A 13,531-nucleotide genomic window follows, 5' to 3' on the forward strand; every position below is an offset into this window, starting at 1 on the left:
GAGGGTTTGGCATATGCTCCGTGCCCGCACGCACGTACGCACCTGAAGAGGGAAATTCATGCCGAGCGATACGATCCCGCGGCGTCTTTTCGCGCGGGCAAAAGAGCGGCCCGAGGCGCCCGCCTATCTGGTGAGGGAGAGCGGGTCCTGGAAGGCGACGCCGTGGCGGCAGTATGCGGCCGAGGTGATGCGCGCCGGGAAGGCACTGATGGCCATGGGCCTCGAGGTGGGCTCTACGGTGAGCATCCTCGGCTTCAACCGGCCCGAGTGGGTGATCCTCGACGTGGCGGCCATGGCGATCGGTGGGGCGCCGGCGGGCGTGTACAGCACATCGTCCGCCGAGGAGCTGAAGTACATCGTGCACCACGCGGAGTCGAAGGTGCTCCTCGTGGAGAACGCGCAGCAGCTCGGCAAGGCGCTCAAGGTGTGGGGAGAGCTGCCGCTGCTCGCGCACGTGGTGCTGATGCGCGGCACCGAGGCGAGCGGCGATCCGCGGGTGCTCACCTGGGACGATTTCCTCACCCGTGGCGCCGAGGTGACGGACGAGGCGTTCTTCGCGCGGCTCGACGCGGTGGAGCCAGGAGCGCTCGCGACCTTGATCTACACCTCGGGGACGACCGGTCCGCCCAAGGGGGTGATGCTCAGTCACCGGAACCTGACCTGGACGGCCGACGTGGCCCGGCGCCTGATCGACCTGACGCCGTGGGACTGCTCGCTCTCGTACCTGCCGCTGTCGCACATCGCCGAGCAGGTGTTCACGATCCACGGGCCGATCACGGCGGGGTCGTCGGTCTATTTCGCCGAGTCGATCGAGAAGATGGCGGAGAACCTGCGCGAGGTGCAGCCGACGATCTTCTTCGGGGTACCGCGGGTGTGGGAGAAGCTCCACGCGGGGGTTTCGGCGAAGCTCGGCGAGGCCAAGGGGCTGAAGCGCGCCATCGCAGCGCAGGCGATGGCCGCAGGGCGCGCGTACCACGACGTGCTCAACCGAGACGAGATTCCGAACCCGCTGCTCACGGTGAAGCACCGGCTCTTCGAGCGGCTCGTCTACGGCAAGGTGAAGCAAGCGGTGGGCTTCGGGCGCGCGCGGGTGTGCGTGAGCGGGGCGGCGCCCATCGGGGTGGAGGTGCTCGACTTCTTCGCGGGGCTCGATCTGCCCATCCGCGAGGTGTACGGGCAGTCCGAGGACACGGGGCCGACGTCCTTCAACCTGCCGGGGCGCAGCCGCTTCGGGTCGGTGGGGCCGGCGTTCCCCGGGCTGGACGTGCGGATTGCGGAGGACGGCGAGATCCAGGTGAAGGGGCCGAACGTGTTCCTCGGCTACTACAAGGACCCCGAGGGCACGGCCGAGACGCTCCTTGAGGGCTGGCTGTGCACCGGCGATCTCGGCAAGTTCGATCAGGATGGCTTCCTGCACATCACGGGGAGGAAGAAGGACATCATCATCACCGCGGGGGGCAAGAACATCACGCCGCAGAACATCGAGGTGGGGTTGAAGCGGCACCCGCTCGTGGCCGAGGCGGTGGTGATCGGTGACCGGCGCAGGTACCTGACGGCCATCATCGTGCTGAACCCGGAGGCGGCGCAGCAGCTCGCGACGGAGCGCGGCCTGTCGGGACCGCTGCACGAGAACCCCGAGATCCGTCGGGAGGTGCAGCGCGCGGTGGACGAGGTGAACGCGCAGTTCGCGCAGGTGGAGACCGTGAAGCGGTTCACGATCGCGAGCCGTTCGTTCGGGATCGACACCGGGGAGCTAACCCCGACGTTGAAGGTGAAGCGCCGCAACGTGGTGGAGAACTTCGCGCGCGAGATCGACGCGATGTACGCGGAGTGAGCGAGGGATGACACCTGCGACGGCGGTCTCGTTCGATTTCGGTCAAACCCTGGCGGAGCTCGACACGGCGATGCTCGCGAGGAGGCTGTCGGAGCAGGGGCTCTCGGTGCCCGTCGCGCGGCTGGAAAGCGCGGTTCCATCGGCGTGGGAGGCCTACAACGCGGCCATTCACCGGGGCGTGAGTGGTCACCCCTGGAAGACGTTGATGGCGCGGCTGCTCGAGGTCGCGGGCGTGGCAGCGGAGGGAGAGGGCGCGGAGGGAGAGCACGCGGAGGGAGAGGGCGCTGAAGAGGCTGAAGATGGTCGCGCGGGGAAGCCATCCACGGGTGGTGGGATCCAGGGCCGGCAGGCGGTGGTGGACTGGCTGTGGGACGAACAGCCAGCTCGGAACCTGTGGCGCCGCCCCATCACGGGGATGATCGAGCTCGTCGAGGATCTACGGGCGAGAGGCGTTCCGGTGGCCGTGCTTTCCAACTCCGAGGGGCGGTTGCGCGAGCTCGCCGAGGAGCTCGGGTGGGGGTCGCACTTCGTGGCCATCGCCGATTCGGGCAAGCTCGGTTTCGAGAAGCCCGGGCGCGAGATCTTCGCCTGGACGGCGGATGCGCTGGGGGTGGAGCTGGCGCAGGTGGTGCACATCGGAGATTCGCTGGCGGCCGATGTGGAAGGGGCGATCGCGGCGGGGATGCGGGCGGTGTGGTTCGGCGGGGATGCGGCGCGTGCAGCGGTGCTCGGTGACCGGGCCGTGGTGGCTGCGGATGCGGCCGGGGTGCGCGCGGCCCTGCGTGGGTTCGGTCTGGCGATCTAGATCTCCACCAGGGGGACTCGCGTCCCCTCGCCCCGCCGGGAGTGAATCTTGACGGGTCCCCACTCCCCGCGAACCGCTCTCGCCAGCCACCACGCTGTGCCCTGGGCAAGACGTCTCGCCGGGGGTTCCTCGGAGAGCCTCCCGGGACGGTTCACTTGGGTGGCGGGAAGGTGGGGAGGCCTGAGGGAAGCGGCGGCAACGTGCTCGGGAGCGCGGTGGGAAATCCTGAAGGCAAGGCGGTCGGGAGCGCCGTGGGCAGCGTCCATGGCTGCGCGGCGGTCGTGGGGGTGGGCTGCGGCTGCTGGGAGCTGGGCTGCGGCTGCTGGGCGTAGGGTTGGGACTGCGGGTAGGGTTGGGGCTGACCGTAGGGCTGCTGGCCGTAGGGTTGCTGTGGTCGGGGCGGATCGGAGGCACACCCGATGGCCAGGCCGAGCGCGGCGGTGAGGGTGGTACAGGTCAGGAGCAGGGGGCGCATGCGTGCATGCTACCGAACAGAGGTCTGGTGAGCGCGCGCCATCGGTGGATCAGGGGTGGGGAGGGCTGAACCGTGGCTTCCTGACATGGGGCTGGGAACGCGCCGGGACGCGAACGTGCCAGGCGGTACCCCAGGGCCTTCGAGACGTGCCACAATGCGCTCACCTGTGGGCCCCTTCGGCCCTACAAATTCTATGCGATCCAACGAGATCCATCCAGGCGACCTGATCGCAGGAAAGTACCGGGTGAGGGCCATCCTCGGCCGCACCCACGGGCTCCTGCTGGAGGCCTTCCACACCGAGTTCGACCAGCAGGTGATCATCAAGGTCCTGCCGTCGGGCTGGGGCGATGAAAAGGAGATCGAGCGCTTCCGGCGCGAGGCGCGCACGCTCGCCAAGCTCGAGTCGGAGCACGTCGCGCGGATCATCGACGTCGGCAGCCAGGACGATGGCTCGTTCTACCTGGTGCGCCAGTTCCTCGATGGCGTGGATCTCGGGACGTTCATGCGGCAGCGCTCGCAGCTCCCGCTCGAGGAGGCGGTGCTCCTCGTGCTGCAGGCCGCCGAGGCCGTGGCAGAGACGCACAGCCACGGGATCATCATCCGGGAGCTGCAGCCTGCGCACCTGTTCCTGACGCAGCGAGCGGGTGGCGCGCCGCTCCTCAAGGTCGTCGACTTCGGGACCGCGAAGCTGATGCGGGACGCGGTGGCGCCCACCGCCAGCGGCGAGCTCACGGCGACCGCGATGTTCGGCCTGTCGCCCTACACATCGCCGGAGCTGGTGCGCAAGGCGAAGAACGTCGATCAGCGCACGGACGTGTGGTCACTCGGAGCGCTGCTCTACGAGCTGGTCACGGGCCGGCCGCCGTTCAACGGTGACATGGCGGTGCTCATGCTGCAGATCGCGAAAGAGGAGCCCGTCCCGGCGACGCAGTACCGCCCCGATCTGCCGGTCGAGATCGATCAGATCCTCGGCTGGGCGATGGCGAAGGACCTCGACGGGCGCTTCCGCAACGTGCACGCCCTCGCGCACGCGCTGACCCCATTCGCGAACAGCGAAGGCCGGTTGCTCATCGAGCGGATCGGTCAGATCACCCACGCCGCGAAGAAGAAGAAGACCGTCTCCGTAGCTCCGCCGGCCGCACCGAGCGGCGGAGGCTACCTGCCGCCTCCCACGCCGCCGCCCGGGAGGCCTCGGCCCGAGGACTCCATCACGAGCGTGAAGTCGCAGCAGCAGGGCGGAATGGCCACCCAGAACCTGCCTGCGTACAACCCGGGGGGCGGTGGATCTCCGTCGGGTTTCCCGCCGCCCAGCGGGGCAGGGCCGCGGTCGTCACGTTCCGGGGCTGCGGGTCGCCCGGGTTCCACAGGAGGACGAGGGGAGCCCGTTCCGGCGATGGGGCCGTCGACAGTGCAGCCGGCCATGCTGAAAGCGACGCCAGTGCAGCCGCCGGTGAAGAGCCGCAAGCTCATCTACGGCGTGCTGGCGATAGCCGCAGTCCTCGTGCCGATCCTGGTGACCATCGTGGTGCTGAGGAAGCCGGGTGGTGGAGCCTCGGCGACCGACGATCCGAACAAGCCGATCGAGATCCCGGTGACGACCTCGGGGGCACCGAGCGCGAGCATGGGCGTCCCGGAGTCTGCCACGCCGCCCGTGCCTCCCTCCACGGCGGAGCCCACAGCGCCTGAGCCCTCAGCTTCTGCATCGGCAGCCAGCTCCGCGGAGCCTGTCGCGAGCGGAGCACCCACCGCTACCCCGGCGAGCTCCGGGGCAGTGGCGTACGTGCCTCCTTCGGGCACCCGTGGGTCGTCCTCGTCGTCGAACAGCGGCAGCAGCGGCAGCAGCAGCAGCAGCGGCGTGCGGACCAGCAGTGGGTCCAAGGAGACCAAGGAGACCGAGCCCTCGGGATCCAGCAGCAGCAGCAGCGGCGGCGGCGGCAACGGGACCATCGTCGCGGTGGCTTCGGGCGGAAGTTGCTCATTCACCGTCAACGGCGCATCCAAGGGATCCGGGACGTCGGTGCGGGTTTCGGTGTCGCCCGGAACCTATTCCGTGAGCTGCAAGCCCTCGGGCAGTGCAGCCAAGTCGAAGAGCGTCACCGTGAAGAGCGGGCAAACCGCGTTCGCGGCCTTCCGGCTCGGCAGCTAGAACTCTCCCCGGAGTCTCGGGCGGCGATCGTTACCGTCTGACACAGAGCCGGCGCGGCCAGGGGTCTCACCGGGAGCAGGGGACAACGGGAGCCCTCGGGGCGAAGACTGGAACCGTCTCCTCAGGCGGGGGATCGTGCACAGGCTGCACGGCCGCCTTGGTGCGCTCCTTGCTGAGTGCTGCTGGTACAATGGTAGGTCGAGCAGGCTACGCAAACGGTTCCGGAAAGGACGTGGGCCAGAAGTTGCTGGAGATGGCCCCGGTGGTCCCGCGCGCGATCGAAAAGGCTCGTCGCGCGGATGAAAAGCTTGTCGCGTTCGTGCAGGAGCGCCCTGTGACGTCGCTATGTGTGGCGGCGTTTGCTGGTTACCTGCTCGGCCGCGTCCTCACCCGTATTGGCTAGTCCGAGGGAGTCGTCATGCAAAAGGCAGAAACCAGGCATCGAGATGCCGAAGGCGGCAACATGGAAGACGACGCCCAGGGCGGGTTGAAAGAGTCCCTCCCCGAGATCGATCCCGGGCAGGTCCTCGAGACGGTGTCGACGTTCGCGCGGGAGAACCCGCACACGGCACTCGCCGTGGCAGCAGGCGTCGGCTTCGTGCTGGGCGGTGGTCTGACACCGCGTTTGCTCGGGGCAATCGGGCTGTTCGTGGCCCGGCAGTACATGCGCGAGACGATGAACGAGGCGCTCCAGGGGTCGCTCCTGGAACGGCTCGGCGTCAACGAGCAGAACTGAAGTTCGCTCACACAGAGGAGCCTGGCTCCGACCTGCGCGCACACAACGAAGCCCCTGGCGTGACCTGCGCCAGGGGCTTGCGTCATTTCAGGACGGACAGCGGCGGCGGGGCCTCCGCAGCAGTTCAGCAGGGAGGGCGGGGGCGGGGCGTTCGCAGGAGACAAGGCCTTCTCGTGCATGCTGTCTGCAGCACCGCACCCCAGCGATGAAGCGAAACCTCGCCAGCGTGCGAAGGGGGTACGGTGAAGGGGAAGGCTGGAGGTGAGGTGTGGCGAACCCGAGAGGGGCGGGTCACGGCTTGCGAGGACGGGTCTTCCGGATGCGGCATCCCCCGCTCTGGCTGAGCGCATCCTCGACGGACTGAGAGACGGACGCCGGACAGCGCACGGCGAGCAAGGCTCCGCCCGTGTCACTCGCATCTTCGAGATACCGCGCCTCGTATTCAGGGAGCTGCGCGCCCACGACGGCGCCGAGCAGCGTCCCGGCAGCTCCGGCAGCCCCGGCTCCCGCGAAGCCAGCCACCAGAGGTCCGGCGAAGAAGGCGTCGAGGCCAGGAATGATCAAGGCCCCTCCCGCGGCGAGCGCGGCGATCACCCCGCCGAGGAGCCCGCCCACGACGGCGCCGAGCGCTGCCCCTTCGGAGGCCTTGCTGCGGATGGTCAGGCCGATGTCGTCGAGCTGACAGGGCGGCTTGGGGATCATGCGAATGTCATCGGCCGCAACGCCCAGGGAGAGCAGTCGGCCGAGCGCACCGACGGCTTCCGATCGCCCGGGAAAGAATGCGGTGAGAACCCGGTAATACATAGGTAGCTGGGACTCTCACGAAGCACCGAGCGTGCCGGTCAGCGCTGGGCAGTTGGCGCTCGATACGAGAACGCCGCGCCTGGTCTGGACCGAGCGCGGCGCGTCGTCGTTCTGCCCCCTTCGAGGGCTTGGCTTCAACCGAAGCTGGTCGTGTCGTTCGTGAAGGTTCCTGCGACGTGGTTGTGCCCGATACCCGTCTTCTCGGACACGCGCTGGGCAGCTTCGACGGCGCGGTCCTTCACCTTGGTGGCACCCTCTGCCAGCTTCTGCCGGGTAACCCCGCCGGCATTCGGGGCGATGAGAACGCCGAGGCCGATCCCGGCAGCGACGCCGACCCCGAGACCGATGGAGGCAGGAACGATCCAGTCGACAGAACTCTTGCGCTGAAAGGGAAAGAGGCCGGTCAGCGTGTCGAGGAAGTACTTCGCCTTGATCATCGGTGGTGCTCCGTTCATGGGGTGGTCGCCGACCGGGACTGACTCCCTCTGCGCGCTGAGGCGCGAAGCAGTCCAGGTTTGCCTGGGCTTCGGCCCGATGAGGGCTTCAGCCCCGGTGTGGACTTCGGCCCGATGAGGGCTTCAGCCTGACGGGAGCCTTCAAGGCAGCGTGCATGCCAACGACGGATTGGGCAGGGGGGAGACAGGAGGGCGGGGATGACGAGCGCGCAGAGGGCGCGCAGGTCAGTTGCAGAAGCCGTCGATGCAGATCGAACCGGGCGCGCAGTCCAGCGTGGGGCCGCACTGGTCTCCGAGGTTCGTGCTGGATCCACAGACGCTGTACGTCCCTGAGCTCGTCGCCGCCGGCTTGCACTGATTGAAGGGCGGGGGCAGGCCGTTGCAAGCTGCCTGGTTGGGGGCGTCACACGAGATGTAGCAGCTGTGGTGCAGGCAGACCGAGCCGTTCGCGCAGACGTCCTGCTGGCCATCCACGGTGCAGATGAAGTTCGCCGACTGGGTGGGGATGCACCCGTTCTCGACCCAGACCGAGCCATTCGGGCAGGTGGCGCCGTCACTGCGGGGAACGCACGCACCGTCGACGCAGACGGCGTCGGGCCCGCCGCAATCGTTGGTGATCACGCACGGCTGTGCCGGTACGGAGCAGACACCCAGCACCACGTCGCACGTGTAGCTGGCGGGGCAGTCGGTATCGGCGGCGCAGGATGGCGTGCACTTCCCCTCAACACAGACGTCACCCGAGGGGCACTGCGTCTGGTCGAAACACTGGTCGGCGGGCGCGGTGCAGATGCCGCTGACGCAGAGGTAACCAGCGCCGAGGGGAGCACAGTCCGCGTCCTCACCGCAGGCCGCCGGGTTTTCGGGCTGGCAGGTGCCGTCGGTGGCGCAGACGTAGCCGTGGACGCAGCCCAGTGTATCGCCGCCGGTGTCCTGATCGCAGGGACCCGGCTGACACGTGCCATCGGGGGCACAGGTCTCGCCAGTGGCGCAGTCGTCCGGGTTACCGCAGTAGACGGAGTCATCTCCACCGCCGCCGGAGCCACCGGAGCCACCTTCACCGCCGGAGCCGCCGGAGCCGCCGGTGCCGGAGCCGCCGGTCCCCGAGCCCCCCGGCTGACAGCTCGCGGTGAGGTCGTCGTCGAGCACGCAGGAGTATCCGTCACTGCAGCCCCAGATGGTGCAGTCGCCGATGTGGCAGTAGCTGTCATCGCCGCACGTCTCGTTGACGCCGCAATCTTCGGGGCTCGAGCACCCCACGACAGGACCTGAGGGGCCGCATCCCTGAGGGCCGCAGCCTCCTGGTGGAGGGCTGTCGTCCCAGATTGGACAGCCCGCGAGCACCGTCGCCAGCATCCCTGCGAAGCCGAGTAGAGCAAGTCGCCTCATCGCCATCTCCGAAGCATCGAGCCGCACTTCATCGAGGAGGTGGCCTCGCGTGGCGGTCGCGACGGGATCCAGGGTAGCAAGCGACATGCCCCCGACAAGTCCTGTCTCGGCACGGGCATCGGCCGCGGCGCGGTGCTAGGCGTGAAGAACCGTTCACGGCCGCGTGTGGACCCGAAGAGGCCCAGGGCAGCTCGGGTGCGTCCTCAGCCCAGCGTTTCGTCCGGGAAGCTCGATCTTGAGGACGGGGTCGGCGCACGGGAGGGGAGAACCCTGAGCGTGCGGCACCCGTGGAAGGTCGTCACGGCACATGCGGGCCGTGGGGAGAGTCGCGCTCGACCCGTGCTACGTTCCGGCGTGCCCTGCTGGGGACGCGCTGGCGACGGTTCTCGTCGCTGGCCGCCGTTCCCGACGAAGGGGCGAGCTCGCCTAGCCGATGGATGTCACCTGCGACCGCTGCAGTACCGAGTACGAGTTCGATGATGCGCTCGTGTCGGGGCGCGGTACCAGCGTCAAATGCACGAACTGCGGTCACCAGTTCAAGGTGCGGCGCACCGACGGCGCCCTGCCGGAGCGCTGGGTCGTCCGCACCGCCGGTGGACAGGAGATCGAGTTCCGCATGCTGCGCGAGCTTCAGGCGGCGATCTCGCGGGCGGAGGTGTCGCGAGACGATCTGCTGTCGCGTGGTGGTGGACATCCACGACGGCTAGGAGCCATCGCCGAGCTGGAGCCATTCTTCCGGGGCATCGGTGGGATGATGAGCCCTGGCTCCGGGCCAGGGCGCGGGCCTTCAGGTCCTTCACGAGCACGCCACGTGACACCCGCGGGGCTCGGGGGGCCAGTCCCGACGGAGACCGAGGTGGGAGGGGCCAGCATTTCGCCCAGCGCGTCTCCAGCCGTGAACCGCGCCGACATGCCGCCGGTCGCCGGGCCGTTCAATCGCAGCCCTTCGGCGCCTCCTCCAGCGAGCGATCCGGAAACCATCGACCCTGCGACGCCACCGGTCGGGCGGTTGCCGATGATGCCACCGACGCCTGCGCCGCGAGCCGTGACGCTGGAGAGCAACGGGGAGGGGCCTGGCGTGGTGGCCCCGGACGATGCGCCGCCGCTGCCCGCAGAGCGCATGCGAGGAGGCGGTTCTCCGGAGGTCGAGCAGGGGTCGCGCGACGAGGTCGAGGCCGCGGCACCCGTCGAGCATGGGGCAGCGCCAGGCACGCCTGAGTCCATGCCGCCTTCCTCTGCCCCTGTCTCCGAGGTCCCGCGGCGCCGCCCTGTGCGAGAGGTGCGCGTGAGAGCGGCCCCGCTCACGCCGACGCCTTCAGACATCCGGTTCTCCATCAGCGACGATGCCTATGGAGAGCCGCGTTTCACGTCGGTGGTGCCTTCGCGTCGGGTGGGAGCGGCGCGCTGGATGGTGGGCCTCGTGGTGCTCGGGCTGGCCGTGCTGGCTGGGGTCATCCTCGTGCCCAGATACCTGAAGCCCGGAGCGCGGGCACCCGAGCCTGCGAGCGAGGGGAGGGCAGCTTCGCTGGTGGCCGAAGCCAACCGGGAGCTGCTCGAAGGCGACCTGGAAGGTGCGCGGGACAAGCTGCTCCAGGCGAGCGCGCTCGCGGAAGGTGATCTCAAGGTGGCGACGGACCTGGCGCGCCTGGAGACGGCGAGCGCCGATCTCCGGTGGCTGAGGCTCCGGCTTCTGGAAGACGGCTCCCCGGATCAGGCGATGGCGCGGCACGAGCTGGACACCGCGGTGGACAGAGCACGCAAGTCGGTGGAGCGCGCGGAGCAGGTCGCTCCTCAAGATGTGGGCGTGCAGCGTGTGCGGGTAGACCTGCTGCGCCTGCAGGGGGACGTTCGGCGGGCACGTGAGCTGGTGGGGACCCTTGCAGGAGGGGGTTCTCAACCGGAGACCGCACTGGCGCTGGCGTCGCTGGACATGGCCGAAGAGCAGCCGAACTGGCCTGTGGCAGTGGGGCGGCTGCGCACGGCAGCGTCTGGCGATCAGGGCCTGGGGCGTGCGCGTGCGTTTCTCATCTACGCCCTGGTGCGCGCCGGTGATTCTCCGGCTGCACGCGCAGAGTACGAGCGGCTCGTCGCGTCCTCCCGGCCACACCCGCTCGCCCCGGCGCTGCGGGCGTTCATCGAGCGTCTCGAACCGACAGGAAAGCCACTGGATCCACCCGTGCGTGCGGTCTCCGACGCGGGGGTGGGTGACGCGGCCGTTCCTGGATCTGCACCGACGACGGGTCGCCTCCAGCACCAGAGCCCGCAGGTGAACGAGGGTCGTGTGCCGGATGACTACGTAGCGCCAGACCAGAATTCACCTGCGGAGGCTGCTGATCTGCCCGGTGCGGCTCCTCCGCCGGCGGCTTCTGCCTCTCCGGGTGCAGCGCCGCCGACGGTCGACACTTCAGATCTCCCGGGGTTCAATCATGAGTGATCAGGGCGCCAGCCGAACCGGTCGACTCCACGCGATAGGGAGGACGAGGAAGCACGTCAGCCGCCGGAAAGGCCTGCGTGGCCTCAGCCTGGGGGCCGCCCTCGCGGCAGCGGTGCTTGCTTCATGTGCGGGCCGCGAGCGCAGCGTGGAGCCTGCACCCGCCAGGTCCTCATCCGCAGGTCAGCCAGAGCTTGCAGAGATCGACCTGTCGAAGGGTCTACCCGAGAGCGCGCCCAGCTCGCTCCTTGGAACGAGCAAGGGCCGCACACACGCCGATTTCGTGCGCTCGCTTCGGGCGCTCTCCTCGTCAGAAGCAACCAAAGGGGTACTCGTCAAACTGGGTACGACCCGGATTTCACTCGCTGGTGTGCACGAGGCAGGGAGGCTCCTCGGCCTCGTACGCAAGGCAGGCAAGCCGGTCGTGTGCCACGCCGACGAGTACAACAACGCCACGATGCTGCTGGCCGCGGTTGGATGCAGCAAAGTGTGGGTCAGCCCGGCGGGGCAAGTGGATACCGTCGGCCTTGCGGCTCAGCTTTTCTTCGCCAAGGGGTTGCTCGACAAGCTGAACATCAGCGCCGATTTTCTGCAGGTCGGGAAATTCAAGGGGGCAAGCGAGCCATTCACCCGAGAGAGCGCGAGCCCGGAAGCGCGTGAGTCGCTGAAGGGGGCACTCAGCGGAATCCGTGATGCGTGGATGGGATCCATCGTGGCCGGCCGGGACGGCGGCACCGATGGCAAGGCGCTCGAAGCTGCGCTGGAAGACGGTCCTTACTCGCCAGAAGAGGCGCGCTCGAAGCGACTCATCGACGAGATCGGCGACCTCGCGGAAGCTCGAAAGGACGCCGAGCAGCTCGCTGGTGTGAAGGACAGCGATAACCGCTCGGGGAGCTCGGAAGCACGAGAACCTGGCGTTCCACGCGGCCTGGTCTCTCTGTTTCGCTCGCTGGCGGGGTCGAGCGCGTCAGGCGAACCGCATGTCACGATCGTCCCTGCTTCGGGCAGCATCGCGATGAGCGCGGGTGGTTCGCCGCTCGGAGGGGGGGATGGAATCGGTGAGCGCGAGCTGGGACGCGTGCTGGCCCGGCTGACGGAGGACGCGTCGACGAAGGCGGTGGTGCTCCGGATCGACTCCCCCGGGGGGTCGGCGCTCGCCTCCGACCTGCTCTGGAAGCGTCTGATGAAGCTGCGCGAGGAGAAGCCCCTCGTGGTCTCCGTGGGAGGCATGGCTGCGAGCGGTGGCTACTATCTCGCCTGTGCAGGGACCAAGGTGCTGGCGGAGGAGACCAGCATCATCGGCTCCATCGGCGTGGTCGGTGGCAAGCTCGCCGTGGGCGATGCGCTCGCGATGGCAGGTATCAACGTGGAGACCGTGGCGGCAGCCTCCGATCCCGTGCGCGCGAACCGTGCCGCCTACATGTCTCTGTTGACCCCCTGGGATGAGCCGACCCGGGCGCGGGTCCAGTCCTCGATGCAGGCCATCTACGATCTGTTCCTCCGGAGGATCTCGACCGGCCGGGGCATGGACGTGGCTGCGGTCGCGCCAGCGGCCGAAGGGCGTCTCTTCAGCGGGCTGCAGGCGAAGCGGCTCGGGCTCATCGACCAGATGGGAGGACTCAGTGACGCCGTGGATCTGGCGCTCGAGCTGGCAAAGCTGCCCGAGGGGACTCCCGTGGAGATCGAGCGAGACGACGTCGACTTGCTGGACATGCTCGTGGGCGCTGAGGGAGCTGGCGCACGGTCCGCGGACGAGCACGCGCGGATCGAAGCGCTGGAGAACCGTTCACGGCGCGTAGCATCGGCCGCGTTCATGCCGGCGTGGTTGAAGCCACTGCCAGAGCTGGAGACGTTCGTGGGCTCGTTCGCGCCGCTCCTGGCCGGCGAGCGCACGCTCACCGCGCTTCCCTTCGCCGTGCTGGTGCAGTGAGGTGAGAGACGGCCCGGCGACCCCGCGGGCTGTGCGCGGCGGCGCGGCAGGCACCTGGTCGGCGAACGCTGCCCCTCCGTCTTTCGCTTCTCCGGAGGAGCCATCCCGTGAAAGTGGCTTTGTCTCCCCCTTCATCTGTTAGGCTTCTCGGGCGCGCGATGGCCGCGGTGGTGTCTGATGGGATCGACGCCGGATAGCGGGGACTCGTCCCCTTCGGGTAAGCGCAGTTCATCCTCGTTCGAGCCCCGGCACACCATGCCGCCGCCGGAGCTCATGCACCGCATGGCCCCTCTCTCTGCCGGGGAGCTGATGCTCGACGAGCTTCGGGCAGAGGCGCCTGTGTCGCGGCACAGCGGACCTCGTGCCGAGGCTGCATACTGGCGGGCTCGCCTCGAGGAGCGCCGCATCCGCGGTGACGAGCAAGGCGAGCGAGAGGCGGCGATCTCGCTGGCCAGGCTCCTTGCGTCGCGGGGAATCGAGCTGGACCTCGTGGCGACGCTTGCGCGGCGAGCGCTTGTTCTCGGGGACG

At 68.7% G+C, this 13,531-nt stretch carries 11 protein-coding genes; 7 read left to right on the forward strand and 4 right to left on the reverse strand.

What is annotated here, in order from left to right; all coding sequences use genetic code 11:
* The first annotated feature begins 58 nt into the window (after positions 1 to 58).
* Entirely contained in the window at positions 59 to 1,834 is a 1,776-nt protein-coding gene (locus CAP_RS35990; protein WP_052376599.1) for an AMP-dependent synthetase/ligase, read from the forward strand.
* A 7-nt stretch (positions 1,835 to 1,841) separates the two neighbouring features.
* Positions 1,842 to 2,639, forward strand: coding sequence for an HAD family hydrolase (locus tag CAP_RS49190; RefSeq protein ID WP_044249306.1), 798 nt, complete (start codon positions 1,842 to 1,844; stop codon positions 2,637 to 2,639).
* Positions 2,640 to 2,790: 151 nt separating this feature from the next.
* Here CAP_RS49190 and CAP_RS51370 read toward each other — a convergent pair whose 3' ends face one another.
* Positions 2,791 to 3,114, reverse strand: a complete 324-nt coding sequence (locus CAP_RS51370; protein WP_156041458.1) for a hypothetical protein — start codon at positions 3,112 to 3,114, stop codon at positions 2,791 to 2,793.
* Between the two features lie 193 nt (positions 3,115 to 3,307).
* On the opposite strand from CAP_RS51370, the gene CAP_RS36000 reads away from it, so the two are divergent.
* The 3 genes from CAP_RS36000 to CAP_RS36010 all read left to right on the forward strand — a co-directional run bounded on the left by CAP_RS36000 (position 3,308) and on the right by CAP_RS36010 (position 5,996).
* Positions 3,308 to 5,260 carry a serine/threonine protein kinase gene (locus tag CAP_RS36000; RefSeq protein ID WP_044249308.1) on the forward strand — a complete coding sequence of 651 codons (1,953 nt, stop codon included), beginning with the start codon at positions 3,308 to 3,310 and terminating at the stop codon, positions 5,258 to 5,260.
* Positions 5,261 to 5,492: 232 nt separating this feature from the next.
* Complete coding sequence (locus tag CAP_RS36005) at positions 5,493 to 5,663, forward strand: hypothetical protein (RefSeq protein WP_231511899.1); 171 nt, start codon at positions 5,493 to 5,495, stop codon at positions 5,661 to 5,663.
* 15 nt (positions 5,664 to 5,678) lie between these two features.
* On the forward strand, positions 5,679 to 5,996 hold the full coding sequence (locus tag CAP_RS36010) for a hypothetical protein (RefSeq protein WP_044249311.1): 318 nt from the start codon (positions 5,679 to 5,681) through the stop codon (positions 5,994 to 5,996).
* A gap of 291 nt (positions 5,997 to 6,287) precedes the next feature.
* Here the strand turns inward: CAP_RS36010 and CAP_RS36015 are convergent, their stop codons facing one another.
* The 3 genes from CAP_RS36015 to CAP_RS36025 form a co-directional block, all read right to left on the reverse strand.
* The gene (locus CAP_RS36015; RefSeq protein ID WP_231511900.1) at positions 6,288 to 6,698 is read right to left on the reverse strand and encodes a hypothetical protein; all 411 of its coding nucleotides are present in this window, start codon (positions 6,696 to 6,698) and stop codon (positions 6,288 to 6,290) included.
* A 236-nt stretch (positions 6,699 to 6,934) separates the two neighbouring features.
* On the reverse strand, positions 6,935 to 7,237 hold the full coding sequence (locus CAP_RS36020) for a YtxH domain-containing protein (RefSeq protein ID WP_052376601.1): 303 nt from the start codon (positions 7,235 to 7,237) through the stop codon (positions 6,935 to 6,937).
* A gap of 243 nt (positions 7,238 to 7,480) precedes the next feature.
* The gene (locus CAP_RS36025) at positions 7,481 to 8,728 is read right to left on the reverse strand and encodes a hypothetical protein (protein WP_231511903.1); all 1,248 of its coding nucleotides are present in this window, start codon (positions 8,726 to 8,728) and stop codon (positions 7,481 to 7,483) included.
* Between the two features lie 346 nt (positions 8,729 to 9,074).
* Here CAP_RS36025 and CAP_RS46300 point away from each other — a divergent pair, with 346 nt between their 5' ends.
* Both CAP_RS46300 and CAP_RS36040 read left to right on the forward strand, forming a co-directional pair.
* A complete protein-coding gene (locus CAP_RS46300; protein WP_052376602.1) occupies positions 9,075 to 11,075 on the forward strand; it encodes a zinc-ribbon domain-containing protein in 2,001 nt (666 codons plus the stop codon).
* Positions 11,076 to 11,442: 367 nt separating this feature from the next.
* Positions 11,443 to 13,002 carry a S49 family peptidase gene (locus CAP_RS36040; protein ID WP_231511901.1) on the forward strand — a complete coding sequence of 520 codons (1,560 nt, stop codon included), beginning with the start codon at positions 11,443 to 11,445 and terminating at the stop codon, positions 13,000 to 13,002.
* The last annotated feature ends 529 nt before the right edge of the window (positions 13,003 to 13,531 follow it).

The organism is Chondromyces apiculatus DSM 436 (assembly GCF_000601485.1).
Lineage (GTDB): Bacteria > Myxococcota_A > Polyangia > Polyangiales > Polyangiaceae > Chondromyces > Chondromyces apiculatus.

Excerpts from the sequence above, each read along its gene's own strand:
- CAP_RS46300 (WP_052376602.1), top strand. The coding sequence starts at position 9,075 with ATGGATGTCACCTGCGACCGCTGCAGTACCGAGTACGAGTTCGATGAT.
- CAP_RS35990 (WP_052376599.1), top strand. The coding sequence starts at position 59 with ATGCCGAGCGATACGATCCCGCGGCGTCTTTTCGCGCGGGCAAAAGAG.
- CAP_RS36010 (WP_044249311.1), top strand. The coding sequence starts at position 5,679 with ATGCAAAAGGCAGAAACCAGGCATCGAGATGCCGAAGGCGGCAACATG.
- CAP_RS36015 (WP_231511900.1), bottom strand. The coding sequence starts at position 6,698 with ATGATCCCCAAGCCGCCCTGTCAGCTCGACGACATCGGCCTGACCATC.
- CAP_RS36000 (WP_044249308.1), top strand. The coding sequence starts at position 3,308 with ATGCGATCCAACGAGATCCATCCAGGCGACCTGATCGCAGGAAAGTAC.
- CAP_RS36025 (WP_231511903.1), bottom strand. The coding sequence starts at position 8,728 with ATGTCGCTTGCTACCCTGGATCCCGTCGCGACCGCCACGCGAGGCCAC.
- CAP_RS36020 (WP_052376601.1), bottom strand. The coding sequence starts at position 7,237 with ATGATCAAGGCGAAGTACTTCCTCGACACGCTGACCGGCCTCTTTCCC.
- CAP_RS51370 (WP_156041458.1), bottom strand. The coding sequence starts at position 3,114 with ATGCGCCCCCTGCTCCTGACCTGTACCACCCTCACCGCCGCGCTCGGC.
- CAP_RS49190 (WP_044249306.1), top strand. The coding sequence starts at position 1,842 with ATGACACCTGCGACGGCGGTCTCGTTCGATTTCGGTCAAACCCTGGCG.